The organism is Bacillus sp. FJAT-27231 (genome assembly GCF_001183975.1).
In the GTDB taxonomy this organism is placed as follows: domain Bacteria; phylum Bacillota; class Bacilli; order Bacillales; family Domibacillaceae; genus Pseudobacillus; species Pseudobacillus wudalianchiensis.
Genome location: NZ_LFZU01000001.1, coordinates 725,420 through 742,319 on the forward strand (window position 1 = coordinate 725,420; position 16,900 = coordinate 742,319).

General features: G+C 42.0%; 18 protein-coding genes. 14 read left to right on the top strand and 4 right to left on the bottom strand.

Annotation, left to right across the window (positions count from 1 at the left end; translation table 11 throughout):
* Positions 1-20 precede the first annotated feature (20 nt).
* The 6 genes from ilvC to fumC all read left to right on the top strand — a co-directional run bounded on the left by ilvC (position 21) and on the right by fumC (position 7,571).
* On the top strand, positions 21-1,046 hold the full coding sequence (gene ilvC / locus AC623_RS03440; RefSeq protein ID WP_049660571.1) for a ketol-acid reductoisomerase: 1,026 nt from the start codon (positions 21-23) through the stop codon (positions 1,044-1,046).
* The gene (locus tag AC623_RS03445) at positions 1,033-2,580 is read left to right on the top strand and encodes a 2-isopropylmalate synthase (RefSeq protein WP_049660573.1); all 1,548 of its coding nucleotides are present in this window, start codon (positions 1,033-1,035) and stop codon (positions 2,578-2,580) included. The genes ilvC and AC623_RS03445 overlap by 14 nt, the downstream gene beginning before the upstream one ends.
* Positions 2,581-2,598: 18 nt before the next feature.
* Positions 2,599-3,708, top strand: a complete 1,110-nt coding sequence (leuB, locus tag AC623_RS03450; protein ID WP_049660575.1) for a 3-isopropylmalate dehydrogenase — start codon at positions 2,599-2,601, stop codon at positions 3,706-3,708.
* A 174-nt stretch (positions 3,709-3,882) separates the two neighbouring features.
* Positions 3,883-5,295 carry a 3-isopropylmalate dehydratase large subunit gene (leuC, locus tag AC623_RS03455; protein WP_049660578.1) on the top strand — a complete coding sequence of 471 codons (1,413 nt, stop codon included), beginning with the start codon at positions 3,883-3,885 and terminating at the stop codon, positions 5,293-5,295.
* Positions 5,296-5,307: 12 nt separating this feature from the next.
* Positions 5,308-5,901 carry a 3-isopropylmalate dehydratase small subunit gene (leuD, locus tag AC623_RS03460; protein ID WP_049660580.1) on the top strand — a complete coding sequence of 198 codons (594 nt, stop codon included), beginning with the start codon at positions 5,308-5,310 and terminating at the stop codon, positions 5,899-5,901.
* Between the two features lie 296 nt (positions 5,902-6,197).
* Entirely contained in the window at positions 6,198-7,571 is a 1,374-nt protein-coding gene (gene fumC / locus AC623_RS03465; RefSeq protein ID WP_049660583.1) for a class II fumarate hydratase, read from the top strand.
* 63 nt (positions 7,572-7,634) lie between these two features.
* Here fumC and AC623_RS03470 read toward each other — a convergent pair whose 3' ends face one another.
* Positions 7,635-7,835, bottom strand: coding sequence for an alpha/beta-type small acid-soluble spore protein (locus tag AC623_RS03470; protein ID WP_049660584.1), 201 nt, complete (start codon positions 7,833-7,835; stop codon positions 7,635-7,637).
* A gap of 283 nt (positions 7,836-8,118) precedes the next feature.
* Here AC623_RS03470 and AC623_RS03475 point away from each other — a divergent pair, with 283 nt between their 5' ends.
* Positions 8,119-8,379, top strand: a complete 261-nt coding sequence (locus tag AC623_RS03475; RefSeq protein ID WP_049660588.1) for a metal-sensitive transcriptional regulator — start codon at positions 8,119-8,121, stop codon at positions 8,377-8,379.
* Positions 8,380-8,445: 66 nt separating this feature from the next.
* Here the strand turns inward: AC623_RS03475 and AC623_RS03480 are convergent, their stop codons facing one another.
* Both AC623_RS03480 and AC623_RS03485 read right to left on the bottom strand, forming a co-directional pair.
* Positions 8,446-8,640: a hypothetical protein gene (locus AC623_RS03480; RefSeq protein WP_049660590.1), complete on the bottom strand. Its 195-nt coding sequence runs from the start codon at positions 8,638-8,640 to the stop codon at positions 8,446-8,448.
* Positions 8,641-8,705: 65 nt separating this feature from the next.
* Positions 8,706-8,918: a YheE family protein gene (locus AC623_RS03485; protein ID WP_049660592.1), complete on the bottom strand. Its 213-nt coding sequence runs from the start codon at positions 8,916-8,918 to the stop codon at positions 8,706-8,708.
* 120 nt (positions 8,919-9,038) lie between these two features.
* Here AC623_RS03485 and AC623_RS03490 point away from each other — a divergent pair, with 120 nt between their 5' ends.
* The 4 genes from AC623_RS03490 (at position 9,039) to AC623_RS03505 (ending at position 13,238) form a co-directional block, all read left to right on the top strand.
* Positions 9,039-10,172 carry a DUF445 domain-containing protein gene (locus tag AC623_RS03490; protein ID WP_197090937.1) on the top strand — a complete coding sequence of 378 codons (1,134 nt, stop codon included), beginning with the start codon at positions 9,039-9,041 and terminating at the stop codon, positions 10,170-10,172.
* Between the two features lie 67 nt (positions 10,173-10,239).
* Positions 10,240-10,593: a YlbF family regulator gene (locus AC623_RS03495; RefSeq protein ID WP_049660600.1), complete on the top strand. Its 354-nt coding sequence runs from the start codon at positions 10,240-10,242 to the stop codon at positions 10,591-10,593.
* Between the two features lie 178 nt (positions 10,594-10,771).
* Entirely contained in the window at positions 10,772-11,635 is an 864-nt protein-coding gene (locus AC623_RS03500; RefSeq protein ID WP_049660601.1) for an HAD hydrolase family protein, read from the top strand.
* 112 nt (positions 11,636-11,747) lie between these two features.
* Positions 11,748-13,238, top strand: coding sequence for a coproporphyrinogen III oxidase (locus AC623_RS03505; protein ID WP_049660605.1), 1,491 nt, complete (start codon positions 11,748-11,750; stop codon positions 13,236-13,238).
* A gap of 166 nt (positions 13,239-13,404) precedes the next feature.
* On the opposite strand, the gene AC623_RS03510 is transcribed toward AC623_RS03505, so the two are convergent.
* On the bottom strand, positions 13,405-13,587 hold the full coding sequence (locus tag AC623_RS03510; RefSeq protein ID WP_049660608.1) for a YhzD family protein: 183 nt from the start codon (positions 13,585-13,587) through the stop codon (positions 13,405-13,407).
* A gap of 138 nt (positions 13,588-13,725) precedes the next feature.
* Here AC623_RS03510 and AC623_RS03515 point away from each other — a divergent pair, with 138 nt between their 5' ends.
* The 3 genes from AC623_RS03515 (at position 13,726) to yhaM (ending at position 16,881) form a co-directional block, all read left to right on the top strand.
* Entirely contained in the window at positions 13,726-14,622 is an 897-nt protein-coding gene (locus AC623_RS03515; RefSeq protein WP_049660610.1) for an ABC transporter ATP-binding protein, read from the top strand.
* On the top strand, positions 14,615-15,859 hold the full coding sequence (locus AC623_RS03520; protein WP_049660612.1) for an ABC transporter permease: 1,245 nt from the start codon (positions 14,615-14,617) through the stop codon (positions 15,857-15,859). Before AC623_RS03515 ends, AC623_RS03520 begins: the two co-directional genes overlap by 8 nt.
* An 80-nt stretch (positions 15,860-15,939) precedes the next feature.
* Entirely contained in the window at positions 15,940-16,881 is a 942-nt protein-coding gene (gene yhaM / locus AC623_RS03525; protein ID WP_049660613.1) for a 3'-5' exoribonuclease YhaM, read from the top strand.
* Positions 16,882-16,900 lie beyond the last annotated feature (19 nt).

The window sequence follows — 16,900 nt, forward strand, 5'->3', positions numbered from 1 at the left end:
ATTTTGGAGGATGATGAAAAATGGCAAAAGTATATTATAACGGAGATATCAACGAGGCAGTTTTAGCAAATAAGAAGGTAGCAATCATTGGGTACGGCTCACAAGGTCACGCTCATGCACAAAACTTACGTGAAAGCGGCGTAGATGTAGTAGTTGGCTTAAGACCAGGAAAGTCTTGGGATCAAGCAGAAAAAGACGGCTTTGATGTAAAGTCAGTTCGTGAAGCAAGCGCTGAAGCAGATTTAATTATGATTCTTCTTCCGGACGAATACCAAACAGCTGTTTACAAAAATGAAATTGAACCTGAATTAAAAGCAGGCAAAGCATTAGCATTTGCTCATGGCTTCAATGTTCACTTCAATCAGATCGTTCCACCAGCAGATGTTGACGTATTCCTTGCTGCACCTAAAGGTCCTGGCCATTTAGTACGCCGCACATACGAAGAAGGAGCAGGTGTACCAGGATTAATCGCTATCTACCAAGATGTTACAGGCCAAGCAAAAGATATCGCTCTTGCGTATGCAAAAGGTATCGGATCTGCTCGTGCAGGTGTATTAGAAACTACATTCCAAGAAGAAACAGAAACAGACCTATTCGGTGAGCAAGCGGTTCTTTGCGGTGGCGTATCTGCTCTTGTAAAAGCTGGATTTGAAACATTAACTGAAGCGGGCTATCAGCCAGAAGTTGCTTACTTTGAGTGTTTACATGAACTTAAATTAATCGTTGACTTAATGTATGAAGGCGGATTAGAAGGAATGAGATATTCTATCTCAGATACAGCACAATGGGGTGACTTTGTATCAGGTCCACGCGTTATTACAGCTGAAACAAAAGCTCGTATGGGAGAAGTATTGAAAGACATTCAAACTGGTAAATTTGCAAAAGGCTGGTTGCTTGAAAACCAATTGAACCGTCCTGAATTTACAGCTATCAATGCAAGTGAAAGCAAACATCCAATCGAAGTGGTAGGAAGAGAGCTTCGTGCTATGATGCCATTCGTAAAAAAACAATCTAAAAAGGAAGTGTCAGCCGGTGCGAAAGGTTGAGATCTTTGACACAACGTTAAGAGATGGCGAACAGACAGCAGGCGTTAACTTAAACACTCTTGAAAAGTTAGAGATTGCTAAGCAGCTGGAAAGACTCGGGGTCGATGTTATTGAAGCGGGCTTTCCAGCCGCTTCAAAAGGAGACCTTGAAGCAGTTAGGCTCATTGCTAATACTGTGAAAAACAGTTCCGTTACCGGTCTTGCCCGCTCTCATCAAAAAGATATTGATGCAGCCTGGGAAGCATTAAAAGAATCGGCAGAGCCACGTATCCATGTATTCTTAGCTACTTCACCTATTCACCGTGAATATAAGCTGAAGATGTCAAAAGATGAAGTCGTTGAAAGAGCCGTAGCAGCTGTTAAATATGCGAAAACAAAGTTTTCAAAAGTGCAGTTCTCAGCAGAGGATGCCTGCCGGACAGAGCCTGAATTTTTAGCTCGTGTAACAGAAGCGGCCATCGATGCTGGAGCAACGATTATCAATATTCCAGATACGGTCGGCTACATTACACCGAAGGAAATTAAAGAATTGTTTATGTATTTAAGAAACAATGTACCTAATATCGATAAAGCTATTTTGTCCGCTCATTGCCATGATGATCTTGGCATGGCAACAGCGAACTCATTGGCAGCAATCGAAGGAGGCGCCGGTCAGGTAGAAGGGACGATTAATGGGATCGGCGAACGTGCTGGTAACGTGGCGCTTGAAGAAGTAGCTGTTGCTCTTCATATCCGTAATGATTTTTACGGTGCAACGACTAACTTGAAGTTGAATGAAATTAAGCGTACGAGCAGCCTCGTATCTAAATTAACAGGCATGATTGTTCCGGCAAACAAAGCGGTCATTGGCGATAACGCTTTTGCCCATGAATCAGGCATCCATCAGGATGGCGTACTGAAAGAGAAGACGACTTATGAAATTATTACACCAGAGCTCATTGGTGTGAAGTCTAATAGACTCGTTCTAGGCAAGCTTTCTGGCCGCCATGCTTTCAAAAATAAAGCAATTGAACTGGGCTTTGATTTAACAGAAGAAAAATTAAACGAAGCATTCAAGGCATTTAAAGACTTGGCCGACAAGAAGAAAGAAATCATGGATGAAGATCTTTTCTCCATCCTTGCTGATAAGCAAACAGAAGCAGTGGATGTCAGCCACTATGAGTTGAACAGCATTCAAGTTCAATATGGCACAGAAAACATTCCAACAGCTACGATTTCTGCTACGCTTCCAGACGGTACACAAGTGACAGAAGCGGCTACTGGTTCAGGAAGTGTTGAGGCGATCTATAACACACTTGAACGGTTGTTGGATGAGCCGGTTAAGCTGCATGATTACAAAATTAATTCAGTCAGCGGCGGCCGTGATGCTCTTGCTGAAGTATACGTTCGAATCAAGCATAAAGGCATCGAAACAAGTGGCCGTGGTACAGCACAGGACGTTCTTGAAGCTTCTGCCCGCGCTTACCTAAATGCGGTTAATCGGGTGTTAACGTTAGGAGCACAACAGTCAGAAATACAGAAAGTACACATTTGATGTAATGGAGGGGTTAACGTGAAAAAGAATATTGCAGTATTGCCTGGAGACGGAGTCGGCCGGGAAGTAGTAAAAGGAGCTACTGCTGTATTGGAAGCAGTTGGACAACGATTTGGCCATGAATTTGAATTCGAATACGCGAACATTGGTGGAGCAGCCATTGATGAGTCAAATAATCCTCTCCCAAATGAAACGCTGGAGCTTTGTAAGCAAAGTGACGCCGTTTTTCTAGGAGCAGTAGGCGGACCAAAGTGGGATAATCTTCCTTCCCACATCCGCCCGGAACGTGGATTGCTAGCTATTCGTAAAGAACTCGGCTTATTTGCCAACCTCCGTCCAGTTATCGGCTTTCACAGCTTGCTGCACTCTTCGCCACTCAAGCCCGAAATTGCAGAAAATGTGAATTTAATGATTGTGCGTGAACTAACTGGCGGTTTGTACTTTGGAAAGCCGAGTGAACGCAGAGGAGAAAATCAAGAATCCGTTGTTGATACGCTCCAATATACGAGAAAAGAAATTGAGCGGATTGTCGAAAAAGCATTTGAGCTTGCTCTTATTCGTAATAAGAAGCTCACTTCTGTCGATAAAGCCAACGTATTGGAATCAAGCCGGATGTGGCGTGAGATCGTGAGTGAAAAAGCGTCTCTATATCCGCAGGTAGAAGTAGAGCATATGTATGTAGATGCTGCGGCAATGAAGCTAATCAGCCGTCCAAAAGATTTTGACGTCGTTGTAACAGAAAATTTATTTGGCGATATTTTAAGCGATGAAGCATCCATGATTACAGGTTCACTTGGCATGCTGCCATCAGCGAGCTTGACAGAAGATGGATTTGGATTATACGAGCCGGTCCATGGTTCAGCACCGGATATTGCTGGTTTTAATAAAGCGAATCCAATGGCGATGATTTTGTCAGCAGCCTTAATGCTGAAATATTCCTTTAATTTACGAGAAGAAGCAGAGTCCATTGAACAAGCCGTTCAGGAAGTATTGAATGCTGGTTATCGGACCTCTGATCTTCAATCTGTCGGAAGTACGGTTGTCGGTACAGAACAAATGATTAATATCATTGTTCAGCATGTAGAAGAAGGCTCAGCTATTTCTTCTATTATGGGCGCTTATATGTAAGGTGAAAACCAAGGGACATTATTGAGGAGGATTCCGTTTTTTCCACTAGGAGATCGGAATCCCTCTTTTTTCAAAAAGGCTCTTTTAAAGATGAAGGTTGTTTTTTATAGTTGATCCTAAAATCAACAACCAAGTATCAGAGAGTCTTCAAAAAAACAGTGGGGGGGCTGTTGTATGGCACCAAAAACAATTATTGAAAAGATATGGGAACAGCATGTAGTACACAGAGAAGAGGGAAAACCGGATCTTTTGTACATTGATCTTCACTTAGTACACGAAGTTACCTCTCCGCAAGCATTTGAAGGCCTGCGTATGAATAACCGCAAAGTGCGCCGTCCGGATTTAACATATGCTACGATGGATCACAACGTACCAACGATCGATCGCCACATTATCAATGATCCAATTTCCAAAAAACAAATGATTACACTTGAGCAAAACTGTAAGGAATTTGGCATTGAATTAGCCGATATTAATCATCCAGATCAAGGGATTGTACACGTTATTGGTCCAGAGCTTGGTTTAACACAGCCGGGAAAAACAATCGTATGCGGAGATAGCCATACTTCTACACACGGAGCTTTTGGCGCCTTATCCTTTGGGATTGGAACAAGTGAAGTAGAGCATGTGCTTGCCACGCAAACGCTTTGGCAATCTCGTCCGAAAACGTTGCAAATCAAAGTAACAGGCAAGCTTGGTTTTGGCGTAACGGCTAAAGACTTAATTTTAGCTGTTATTGCAAAATATGGAGTCAATGCTGGTACAGGCTACATTATGGAATATACAGGCGAAGCGATCCGTGAATTATCCATGGAAGAGCGCATGACGGTTTGTAATATGTCGATTGAAGCCGGAGCTCGTGCCGGATTAATTAGCCCGGATGAGAAGACAGTTGAATATTTACGTGGACGTCGTTATGCACCGCAGGGGGAAGAGTTTGAAAAAGCGGCAGAACGCTGGCTGGCTCTCGCTACAGATGAAGGGGCAGAGTATGATCTCACACTTGAAATTGCTGGTGAAGAAATTGAGCCGCAAGTGACTTGGGGAACGAACCCATCTATGGGAAGCGGCATCAGTGCTTCTGTTCCTAATCCAGAACAATTTGAGCGGCAGGCCGATCGTGAATCCGTTGCTCGTGCATTAGATTACATGGATCTTCAGGCCGGTACAAAACTAGAAGACATTCCTGTAGATTATGTATTTATCGGCTCTTGTACAAACTCTCGTCTTAGCGATTTGCGGGCGGCTGCTGAGGTAGCGAAAGGAAGAAAAGTTCAAGAAGGAATTACAGCTATCGTCGTTCCTGGTTCACAAACAGTGAAGCAGGCTGCCGAGGCAGAAGGATTAGATAAGATTTTCACAGAAGCTGGCTTTGAATGGCGCGAATCGGGCTGCAGTATGTGTCTCGCGATGAATGATGATATCGTTCCTTCTGGCAAGCGCTGTGCCTCTACTTCAAACCGTAACTTTGAAGGACGTCAAGGCAACGGTTCAAAAACACACTTAGTGAGCCCGCCGATGGCAGCAGCAGCTGCTGTTACAGGAAAATTCACGGATGTTCGCAAACTAGCCAAAGTTCATCAATAAGGGGGAAGAAGAATGGAAGCAATCAATAAATTTAATGGAATTGTCTGCCCTCTCAACCGTGTAAATGTTGATACGGATCAAATTATTCCGAAGCAATTTTTAAAGCGGATCGAACGGCAAGGCTTTGGGCAGTTCCTATTTCATCATTGGCGTTTTGATGATGAAGGCAATAAGAGAGAAGACTTTGTGATGAATCAGATGCAGTATGAAAATGCAGAAATTATAGTAGCAGGTGAGAACTTTGGATGTGGTTCTTCACGGGAGCATGCTCCGTGGGCACTGCTCGACTACGGCTTCAGAGTTGTCATTGCTCCTAGCTTCGCGGACATTTTCTATAACAACTGTGTAAAGAATGGTATTTTAGCGATTCGTTTAACAGAAGAAGAAGTAAACGGAATTATGGAGAGAGCGCAGGAGCCGGGCTATCGCTTATTCATTAACTTAAAAGATCAAGACATTACAGATCGAAAAGGATTCACTGCTGAATTCGACATTGATCCTTACTGGAAAGAAATGCTTTTAAATGGCTGGGATGAGATCGCGGTTACGCTCAACCTTGATGAGGACATCCGCAGCTACGAACAAAAAATCGGAAGCGGCATTTAATTAAGACGATTCATTTGACAAAAGACTGCGGAGTTGCCGCAGTCTTTTTTTATTTTACTTGTGAAGGAGCTTGTTGCTTTCCGCTTCAATCTACCGGATTTATAAAGTTAGTGTAACCATATAGCCATGCCTATTTTAAGATAAATAGATAGAACGCTGAAAGTGATGAAGATGCTTTTGAAAAACACTCCAATCTAAGGAGACACGTTTTTTGTTTATTTCGGAAAGTTTAAAGGAATGATTTGCCTATAAACAGGGAAAAGTGATACAGGAGTATGAGATGAGGAGGAAGAAAAATGGAATTTAGAACGGAACGAGATACACTTGGAGAAATGAAAGTACCAGCAGATAAATATTGGGGTGCACAAACACAGCGCAGTAAGGAAAATTTTCCAATAGGAAACGAAAAAATGCCGATCGAAGTCACACATGCATTTGCTCAACTAAAGAAAGCAGCGGCGATTGCTAACGGACAGCTCGGTAAACTGCCGGATGAAAAAAAAGAAGCGATTGTCCGTGCATGCGATGAAATAATCGAAGGAAAATGGAACGAACATTTTCCACTCGTCGTTTGGCAGACAGGAAGCGGTACGCAGTCTAATATGAACGTGAATGAAGTTGTAGCGAGAAGAGGAAGCGAAATAGCCGGGAAAGATCATTTCATCCATCCGAACGACGATGTGAATATGTCACAAAGTTCGAACGACACCTTTCCAACGGCTATGCATATCGCTGCCTATCACGAGACAGAGAAGCGGCTAAAGCCGGCTCTATTGCAGTTTAAGAAAACACTTGAGCAAAAAGAAAAACAATATATGAATTTAATTAAGATTGGCCGGACACATTTACAAGACGCAACGCCACTAACACTCGGCCAGGAAATATCAGGGTGGCGGGCTATGATTGATCGCAGTATGGAAATGATTGAGCAATCACAACAATACTTACTAAGTCTAGCTATTGGCGGTACGGCAGTCGGCACAGGAATTAACGCCGATCCTTCCTTCGGCGATAAGGTGGCTGAGCAGCTTGAAAAACAAACCGGATATCCATTTAAATCGTCTCCAAATAAATTCCATGCGCTTACGAGCCACGATGAACTTGTGTATTTTCATGGGGCATTAAAGGCTTTGGCAGCTGATATGATGAAGATCGCGAATGATGTGCGTTGGCTGGCGAGCGGCCCACGCAGTGGTATCGGAGAATTGACGATCCCAGCCAATGAGCCGGGAAGCTCGATTATGCCAGGAAAAGTAAATCCGACACAGAGTGAGGCTATCACGATGGTAGCAGCACAAATATTTGGAAATGATGCAACAGTGGGATTTGCTGCCAGCCAAGGAAATTTCGAATTGAATGTGTTTAAGCCGGTCATTATTTATAACGTTTTGCAATCGACTCGCCTTCTTGCTGATGGCATCCAATCATTTGATGAAAGATGTGCTGTTGGATTGGAAGCGAACGAGGAGGTCATCAAACAATTAATGGAACGCTCGCTAATGCTCGTGACGGCTCTTAACCCGCATATCGGTTATGAGAAAGCAGCTGAAATTGCTAAGCTAGCTCATAAAAAAGGCCTAACATTGAAAGAGGCAGCGATTGAAACAGGCTATTTAACGGCAGAACAATATGATGAGTGGATTGATCCAGCTAAAATGGTTAATTTATAAACAGATGAAGAGCCCCTGAAAATTCAGGGGCTCAAGCCATTTTTATGAAATTGTAAAGCTAGCTTATCGTTGTAAACCGCTCATTTGTTGTTGAGCCATTGCTACAAGACGCTTAGTGATTTCTCCACCTACAGAACCGTTAGAACGAGATGTTGAATCTGCACCAAGTTGTACACCAAACTCAGAAGCGATTTCATACTTCATTTGGTCGATAGCTTGTTGAGCACCTGCAACTAAAAGTTGGTTGTTGTTGTTGTTTGCCATGTTTTGTCATCTCCTGTTGTTTTATTTTGGCTGGACCTTTCTGGATTTGCACCAGTCCGCAGTTACTGCGTCCAGACTCTCTGGTTAGGTCCAATGATGGCTGCTGCTTGTATTACTAGTATGTTTGGATTCAAAGAGTTTATTCAAAAATATTGTGTGGGAATTTATTCCTGTTTTGTTTCGTGTTTGAAAGGTGTTTTTTGACCCAATATGCTATACTGATGATACATATTCTGTGTCAAAGTGGATGCATATATTCAGGAGAAAATGAGGTGTAATCATAATGGAATACAATCGTGATATAAAAAATCGTCTAAGCCGGATTGAAGGGCAGATAAGAGGTGTCATAAAAATGATGGAGGATGACAAGCACTGTAAAGAAGTAGTCACACAGCTTTCCGCTATTCGCTCCGCTGTAGATCGCTCTATCGGGTTAATTGTGGCTAAAAACTTGGAAAGCTGTATAAGGGAGGCAAATGAAAAGGGGCAAAATGCAGAAGAAGCGATTCAAGAAGCAGTCAATATGATTGTTAAAAGCAGATAAAGCTGTACGACCGTGCCAGACTCCTTGCAAGGTTAACGGAAGGTTTCCGGCACGCACAGGACAGCTTTATTCATTCGGAGGCGTCTCTTCTGGAAAAGGAGCAGCTTCCTCGATATTAGAGGTAAGTGCTTCGTCTCTCATATGAACGGTGCCCCTTGATAGTCCTTCGTTGATCATTCTATCGATATCTATATAAGCTTGGTCTTTTCCTTCATATTCCGTGTCAGGCAAAAAAGAAAGACCCTTCTGTTTTGGATCCACTACTGTACCCCCTCCTTTATACATAATATGCACGCAAAAGAGAGGAGTTATTCCAGTATTTTGGACTAGCTGTCATACACGTGATAAAGCATTAGATCATGAATTTGCTGTTCAAGCTGTTTGCGGTCCGGCTCCTCTGGGATAGTAGAAAGCCACTCAATTGTTCCATCTTCTAGATAATTTCCTAATAGACGGCGTTTTTGATAATAAAAAGAAAACGTCCAGCCAGGCAGATTTTTATCCTTATAAAGCGGTTTATACTGGAAATGTAGCAGCATTGTTTTCACCTCTTTTTTATCATACTTTAACTGCGACAATATTTGCTAATTTTTGCGAATTCCACTTATAATGAAAGAGCCGGCTTTACCGGTGATGAATGAATGGCAGGTGAACAGCACATGAATCTCTTTACATTAATTATCTTTATGGTGATCATCGGAGCAGCTATCGGAGCGATCACGAATGCGATTGCGATCCGCATGCTTTTTCGCCCATATGACCCCAAATATATTGGCAAATGGAAGCTTCCATTTACACCAGGATTGATTCCTAAACGAAGAGGAGAGCTTGCCCGCCAAATCGGAAAAACCGTGGAAGAACATCTGCTTACGCCAGAAAGCATCGAGCGTAAGTTAAACGAACCGGATTTTCGCCGAGAAGTAACCGTCATGCTGCAAAAAGAAGCGAAGCCTCTGCTGGCGGCCGATCAAACAGTAGCTGAACTTCTTGAAAAGCTTCAATTTAAAGAGGCTGAGCAGAAAACAGAGCGCTGGATTGAAAGTTGGATCGACAATAAATATAACCGTATTAAGAGCTTTTATCTGCACCAGACAGTAAGAGAGTCACTTCCCGCTGAATGGCTCGATACCGCTCAAGATAAAATTCCCGATATCTCTCGTTATATTTTAACAAAGGGGATTGATTATTTTTCCGGATTTGAAGGAAAGTGGCGGGTTAAAAAAATGACCGATGATTTCCTAGCTGAATGGGGCAAGCTTGGCAGCATGCTGCAAATGATTTTAGGAAACACGTCATTAGAAGAGAAAATCCAGCCAGAGATCATTAAATTTTTAAGCAGTCCCGGCACAAAAGACTTGCTAAATACCCTTCTTCAAAAAGAATGGGAAAAGCTGCTCGATTGGAAATGGGAGGATGTCTTAAAGCAGTTTTCTGATGAAAAAGCGCTGGCAAAAGGGAAAAACCTTGTATTGCGCCAGTTAGACTTGCCTTCTTTATTCCAAAAGCCAGTAGCTCATTTTTTACAGCCATTCGAAGAAAAAATTACGGAAGAAGTAATCCCGACTTTAGTGGAAAAAGCAGGATCAATCATTGCATCCCGGATACCAGCCGTTATGCAAAAATTGCGGATTGGCGATATCGTTCGTGAGCAGGTGGAAAATTTTTCACTTCAACGGCTTGAGCAAATTGTATTGGATATTTCTCGTCGTGAATTAAAAATGATTACCCTCTTAGGAGGACTATTAGGAGGAGCGATCGGGCTTATCCAAGGACTGATTGTCGGGTTGTTATAGGAAAGTCTCGCCAACTTTTGCATAGTTTGATAAAGTGAAGGCATGTTAAAGATGAAGGAGGAAAAAAATGGCGACTAATTTATACGATCTGGCTTATGAGCTAGAAAAGGGATTGCGTCAAAGTGAAGAATATAGAACGCTTAAACAAATGTACGAAGAAGTGAATGCTAATGCAGAAGCAAGAGGCATCTTTGAAAACTTCCGTAATGTCCAGATGAGACTGCAGGAGAAGCAAATGATGGGCCAAGATATCACGGAAGAAGAAGTGCAGCAGGCTCAAAAAACGATGGCACTCGTTCAGCAGCATAGACTGATCTCGCAGTTAATGGAGGCTGAGCAAAGAATGAGCATGGTTATAGACGATATGAATAAGATTATTATGAAGCCTTTAGAAGAAATGTACGGCTCTATAAATGGCTAAATATTGAAGTTTAGAGCGAGTGTCAAGCTCTCCTGTTAGCAGGAGGTGCTTGGCACTTTTATTCTTTCTTGTCTTTTTTTATAATTAGTCCAATTTGGCTGTCACTTTTGAAAGCCTTGTTCTAAAGCCTGTTTCCTCTTCATAATTTTTAAAAAGGACAACATGAGGAGGGGACGAAATGGCGTACCGTTTGTTAGCAATTAATATAGATGCCTTCGCTGGTCAAAGTAAAAGCCGGATCACCAAGTCAACAAAAGATGCAATTCACTACGCCCGCAAGAAAAAAGTAACCGTTTGTTTTTATTCTAATCGTGAATTACCAACTGTAAAGAAGATGGCAAAATCTTTGCTTCCAGAAAGCTGCATCATCGCTCACAATGGTGCTTACATCGCTTCTGAACTGGATAAGCCGATTTATATTCAGCGGGTTAATGAAGAGTGTACGTACGAGATTGTCCAGTTTCTCGAATCATTTGATTGTCGGATTACTCTTTCCACTGAGAATTTTTCTGTCAGCAACAAAGGGAGGCTGCCGGCAACATTAGTCAAGCGCAGCATGTGGCAGCGAACGCAAAAGTTTCTTTATTCCCAGTACTTTGTTAATTTCTTATCGGAACATTTATTTGAGGAGCCAATCTCTCCTTTATCTATTCACATTACCTTTTTTAAACCAGGCGAAAGAGATGAAGTGTGGCAAGCACTGAAAAATATGTTTAATGAAGTATCTTTCGTTAAAAAAGGAAATGATCAAATTGAAATTACTTCATTTGGAGTCACAAAGTGGAACAGTATTTTATATTTAGCGGAAAGAATGATGATCAACCGTTCAGAAATTGCCGTTATTGGAGTCGATGAAGACGATGAGGAAATCGTAAGGGAAGCAGGAATAGGGATCGTGATGGGGAATGCACCGGAAAATGTTAAGCAGGTAGCGGATTGGGTAACAAGAACAAAAGAAGATGATGGCATTTCTTATGTCATTAAAGAATTGCTAAGGCATCAAAGAAGAGCAGCAGAGGAAGAAGTGAATAAATTAGATTAAGCGGCAGAACAGTGCCGCTTTTTTTTATGGATTGTTTAAATAAAGTCTGTCTTGACCACAGGATAATGGATTCAGTATGCTAAAGGGAGGAAAAATAGAAAGGTGAATTAGCGTGTTAATTTATATAAAAGGATTGGAAGATGAACGATTCATACGGCCATTACAATTGATCGCCAACTTATTTTTTGAAGAGACGGAAATCCAGCTTGGAGAAAGTTCTTATGATGAACTTAGTATTCATTTTTCCTTGAACAAAGAAGGAGAAATGATGAGTGCGGCCGCTGTTCTATCAGCCAACGGCAAAAACTATGAGGCTAGTTTTAAAAAAGCAGTCGAGGCTATAGATGAAAAAGAACAATTTAAACAACTAAAGAATATCGTTTCTCACGTATTTTTGCATGTGTTGCAGGAATATACGAAGATCACACAAAAGTGGGGCATCCTAACAGGGATGAGACCGACGAAATTGCTTCATAAACAGCATCAAGCCGAAGTACCAGCAGAAGAGGCAAGACGGAAGCTTAGGGAAGAATATATGATTACAGACGAGAAAATCGATTTAATGGAGCGAATTCTTGAGCGGCAGCTGACGATGGTGCCTGACTTATACGAAGTCAAAAATGAAGTCAGTGTGTATATTGGTATTCCCTTTTGCCCAACAAAGTGTGCGTACTGTACGTTTCCAGCCTACGCTATTCAAGGGAAGCAAGGAAGAGTCGCTTCTTTTTTAAGTGGCCTTCATTATGAAATGGAGCAAATTGGACGCTGGTTAAAAGAAAAAGGAATTACAATTACCACCGTCTATTATGGAGGCGGTACGCCAACAGCTATTACGGCAGAGGAAATGGACGAATTGTATTCGCTTATGTACGAAGTATTTCCAGATGTAGCGAACATCCGTGAGATTACAGTAGAAGCAGGCCGTCCAGATACGATCACTCCAGAAAAGCTGAACGTGCTCAAAAAATGGAACATTGATCGCATTAGTATTAATCCTCAATCTTATACACAGGAGACGTTAAAAGCAATCGGCCGTCATCATACCGTAGAAGAAACGATTGAGAAATACCATATGGCAAGAGAGCATGGGATGAACAATATCAACATGGATTTAATCATCGGCCTTCCGGGGGAAGGCACAGCTGAATTTGCTCACTCCCTCGCTGAAACGGAAAAGCTGATGCCGGAGTCGCTGACTGTCCACACGCTTTCATTCAAGCGTGCTTCCGAAATGACACTAAATAAAGAGAAATACAAAGTAGCTGACCGAACAGAAGTGGAAAAAATGATGAACATGGCGGAGCAGTGGACGACAGAGCATGAGTACGTTCCTTATTATTTATACCGTCAGAAAAACATTCTCGGCAATCTGGAGAATGTCGGCTATTCAAAGCCTGGTCAAGAAAGTATCTACAATATTATGATTATGGAAGAAGTGCAAACGATTATCGGAATCGGCTGTGGAGCCGCAAGCAAGTTCATTGACCGGAAAACAGGAAAAATTGAACACTTCGCTAATCCGAAAGATCCGAAAACATACAATGAACGATTTGTAGAATACACAGAGAAGAAGATCGACAAGCTTAATAAGTTATTTTCATAAAAAGCCGGGCGTTCCCGGCTTTTTTGTTGTTCAGTTATTGTCGTGAAAAACAAGTTTTAAATGATGAACAAAGCCCAGCGAACGTGAAGAACAGGCAAGAAACGACAAACGAAGGTCAATAAGTGTAAAGAAAGCTGACCCAGTCTATTGGGTCAGCCTGTTCGGTTTATACGTGGAATAGAACGAGTTTGCCAAGTGGGGAGGTGCAGCGGTGCGTATGATCTTCGTATGCATATTGCTGCAGCAGCTGCCGGCCTCTTTCTTTCGCCTCTTCGTCATTTTTTGCTTCAAATGATTCATCCAATAACTTTTCCCCATTTTTTTCAAAGACCGTTAGTTTGTAAACCATCTTTTCCCCTCCCTGATAAAGGTGATTCACTATTCATTTTACACAACTATTGTACTTTTCCAAATATTTTATAACAAAATAATTTTATGGAACTTTTTAGGTATTGGTACGTATGTTTAAAAGGGGGAGTGATAAAAGATGCTTGTTTTAGAAAGGGTAACGAAAAGGTTCAACGAATTTACCGCCGTTGATAACTTGTCTTTGCAAATTCCGGAGCGGGAGCTGTTTGGGTTTCTTGGCGCAAACGGAGCGGGAAAAACAACGACGTTTCGAATGATTTTAGGCATTTTACAAGCAAACGAAGGCATGATTCATTGGAATGGTCAGCCAATTAATTACAAATCTAGTCCGCTTATCGGTTATTTGCCTGAGGAAAGAGGGCTTTATCCGAAAATGAAAGTAAAGGAACAAATTGTGTACTTAGCACGATTGCGAGGGATGGATAAGAAAGAAGCGGCCATTGAAACGGATCGTTGGTTAGAACGCTTTCACGTTCCTGATTATGCGGGAAAGAAAGTGGAGGAATTGTCAAAAGGAAATCAGCAGAAAATCCAATTTATTTCTTCGGTGGTCCACAAACCGCAGCTGCTTATTTTAGACGAGCCATTCAGCGGGCTTGATCCTGTCAATGTGGAATTATTAAAAGAAGCAGTTGTCGATCTAAAAGAGAGCGGGACAACGATTGTCTTTTCGAGTCATCGAATGGAGCATGTGGAAGAGCTTTGTGAGAATTTATGTATGATGCACAAGGGCAGACCGGTCGTTCATGGCAGACTTCGTGATATTAAGCGTTCGTTTGGCAGGAAAAATGTATTTGTACAAGCTGATTTTGATCTTGGCTTTTTAGAGGAGATACGAGGGGTCTTACGGACAAAGAGAACAGCGGAAGGGATGATGCTGCAAATTGATAAGGAAGAAACGTCTCAAACCATCTTCTCAGCTCTTCAAGAAAAAGGGTTTGTAACAAAATTTGAGTTAGAAGAGCCATCACTGAACGACATTTTTATTGAAAAGGCGGGGGCTTCTTATGACTAACTTTTGGATGATCCTTTCACAATCATACATAAACAAGTTTAAGACAAAGGCATTTATTATTACAACGGTGCTCGTTGCAGCTGTGATTATGATTGCCGGTAACATGGAGAAGATTTTTTCGTATTTTGATGATGAAGATAAGGAAATGAAGATTGCAGTAGTAGATCAAACGGGGGAGCTGTATGAGCCATTTAAAGGGCAGTTGGCGGCGATTACAGAGGATTTGACCGTCGTACAAACGGAGCAAACAGAAAATCAGCTGAAGAAGAAAGTCACAAAGGGAACGTACAAAGGCTATCTCTTGCTAAAAAGGGAGGCAGATGGCCTGCCAGCAGGAACCTATAAAGCAGAAAATATTGCCAACAGTGAAATTACTTCTGACATTCGGCAAGCGCTGCAAGCTCTTAAAACAATGGAAGTAGCGGGGAAGCTCCAGTTAACAAGTGAACAAATCCAAATGTGGAATGCGCCCGTTACATTTGATACGATTGCTCTTGCCAAAGGAGCTAAGTCAGAAGAAGAGTTAATGCAGGCACAAATTCTTGTCTATCTATTATTGTTCTTTATTTATTTTTCAGTTATTATGTATGCCAATATGATTGCATCTGACGTAGCAATTGAAAAGTCTTCAAGGGTCATGGAAATTTTGATTTCGAGTGTGTCTCCAGTCAAGCAGATGTTTGCTAAAATCATCGGCATTGGCCTTCTCGGTCTCACTCAATTAGTGATTTGGTTTGCGATTGCTTACTTCACGATGACGAATCAGCCGAAAGGGTCACTCGTGAGCTCCGTTGGGTTAAAGTCTATTCCCGCCACAATGATCGTATATGCGGTTCTTTTGTTTATTCTGGGCTATTTCTTGTACGCTACAATCGCCGCGCTGCTTGGATCGCTCGTCAGCAGGCTTGAGGACGTTCAGCAAATGATGACACCGCTGACGCTGCTTGTGATGGTCGGCTTCTTTATTTCCATGTACGGTCTTAGCAATCCAGAATCGCCATTTATTACAGCTACTTCGTATGTGCCGTTTTTTACACCGATGATTTTATTCGTCCGTATTAGCCTGCTTAGCATCCCTGTCTGGGAAGTCGTTCTTGGGTTTGGGGTCTTAGTGGCAGCTATTCTGCTTTTTGGAGTAATCGGGGCTCGAATTTACAAAGGCGGCGTATTAATGTATGGAAAGTCTAATTCATTAAAAGATATGAAAAAAGCATTGGAGCTGTCAAAGGACAATTGATTAGCCGTAGACTAATGGGAAAAGTGATTCCCAAAACTGTTATGTTATAATGATTTAACCAATATAAGGAGGGGAACAAGTTGCAAGGGATTACCCATTATGAAGCAGGGCAGAGTGTAGAGGTTTACTTGTTAATTAAATCGGCAACAAAAAGTGTAGCGGTGAACGGCAATCCTTATTTAACGCTTATTTTACAAGATAAAAGCGGCGATATCGAAGCGAAGCTCTGGGATGCAAAGGAAGAGACAGAAAAGCAGTACCAGCCACAGACGATCGTAAAAGTGAAGGGAGAAATTCAAAACTATCGCGGACGTATGCAATTAAAAATCCGTCAAATTCGCCCGGCTGGCCCGCAGGATGGAAAGCAGGTCAGTGAGTTTATTGAAACAGCACCGATCAGTCAGAAGGATATGGCAGATACCATTACTCAATTTATTTTTGAAATGCAAAATCCTCATATTCAGCGTATTACCCGCTTTTTATTAAATAAATACCATACAGAGTTTTTAGAGTATCCAGCTGCTACAAAAAACCATCATGAGTTCGTTTCGGGTCTAGCCTATCATGTAGTATGCATGCTCAAGTTGGCAAAATCGATTGCTGACCTTTATCCGTCACTAAACCGTGATTTATTATATGCCGGTGTTATTTTACATGACCTTGGGAAAGTGATTGAGCTATCAGGCCCTGTTTCGACTGTCTACACAGTGGAAGGGAATTTGCTTGGTCACATCACGATCATGGTGAATGAAATTGGCAAGGCCGCGGAAGAGCTTGGAATCGAAGGAGAGGAAGTCACTGTTTTAAAGCACATTGTACTTTCTCATCACGGTAAAGCAGAATGGGGAAGTCCGAAGCCGCCGATGGTCAAAGAGGCAGAAATTCTCCATTATATTGATAATCTTGATGCGAAAATGAATATGCTGGACCGGGCGCTAGAGCGTACAAAGCCGGGTGAGTTTTCTGAGCGTGTATTTGCTCTCGACAACCGTTCCTTTTATAAGCCGCATTTTTCTTCTTAACATGTCCAAATTTGGGCAT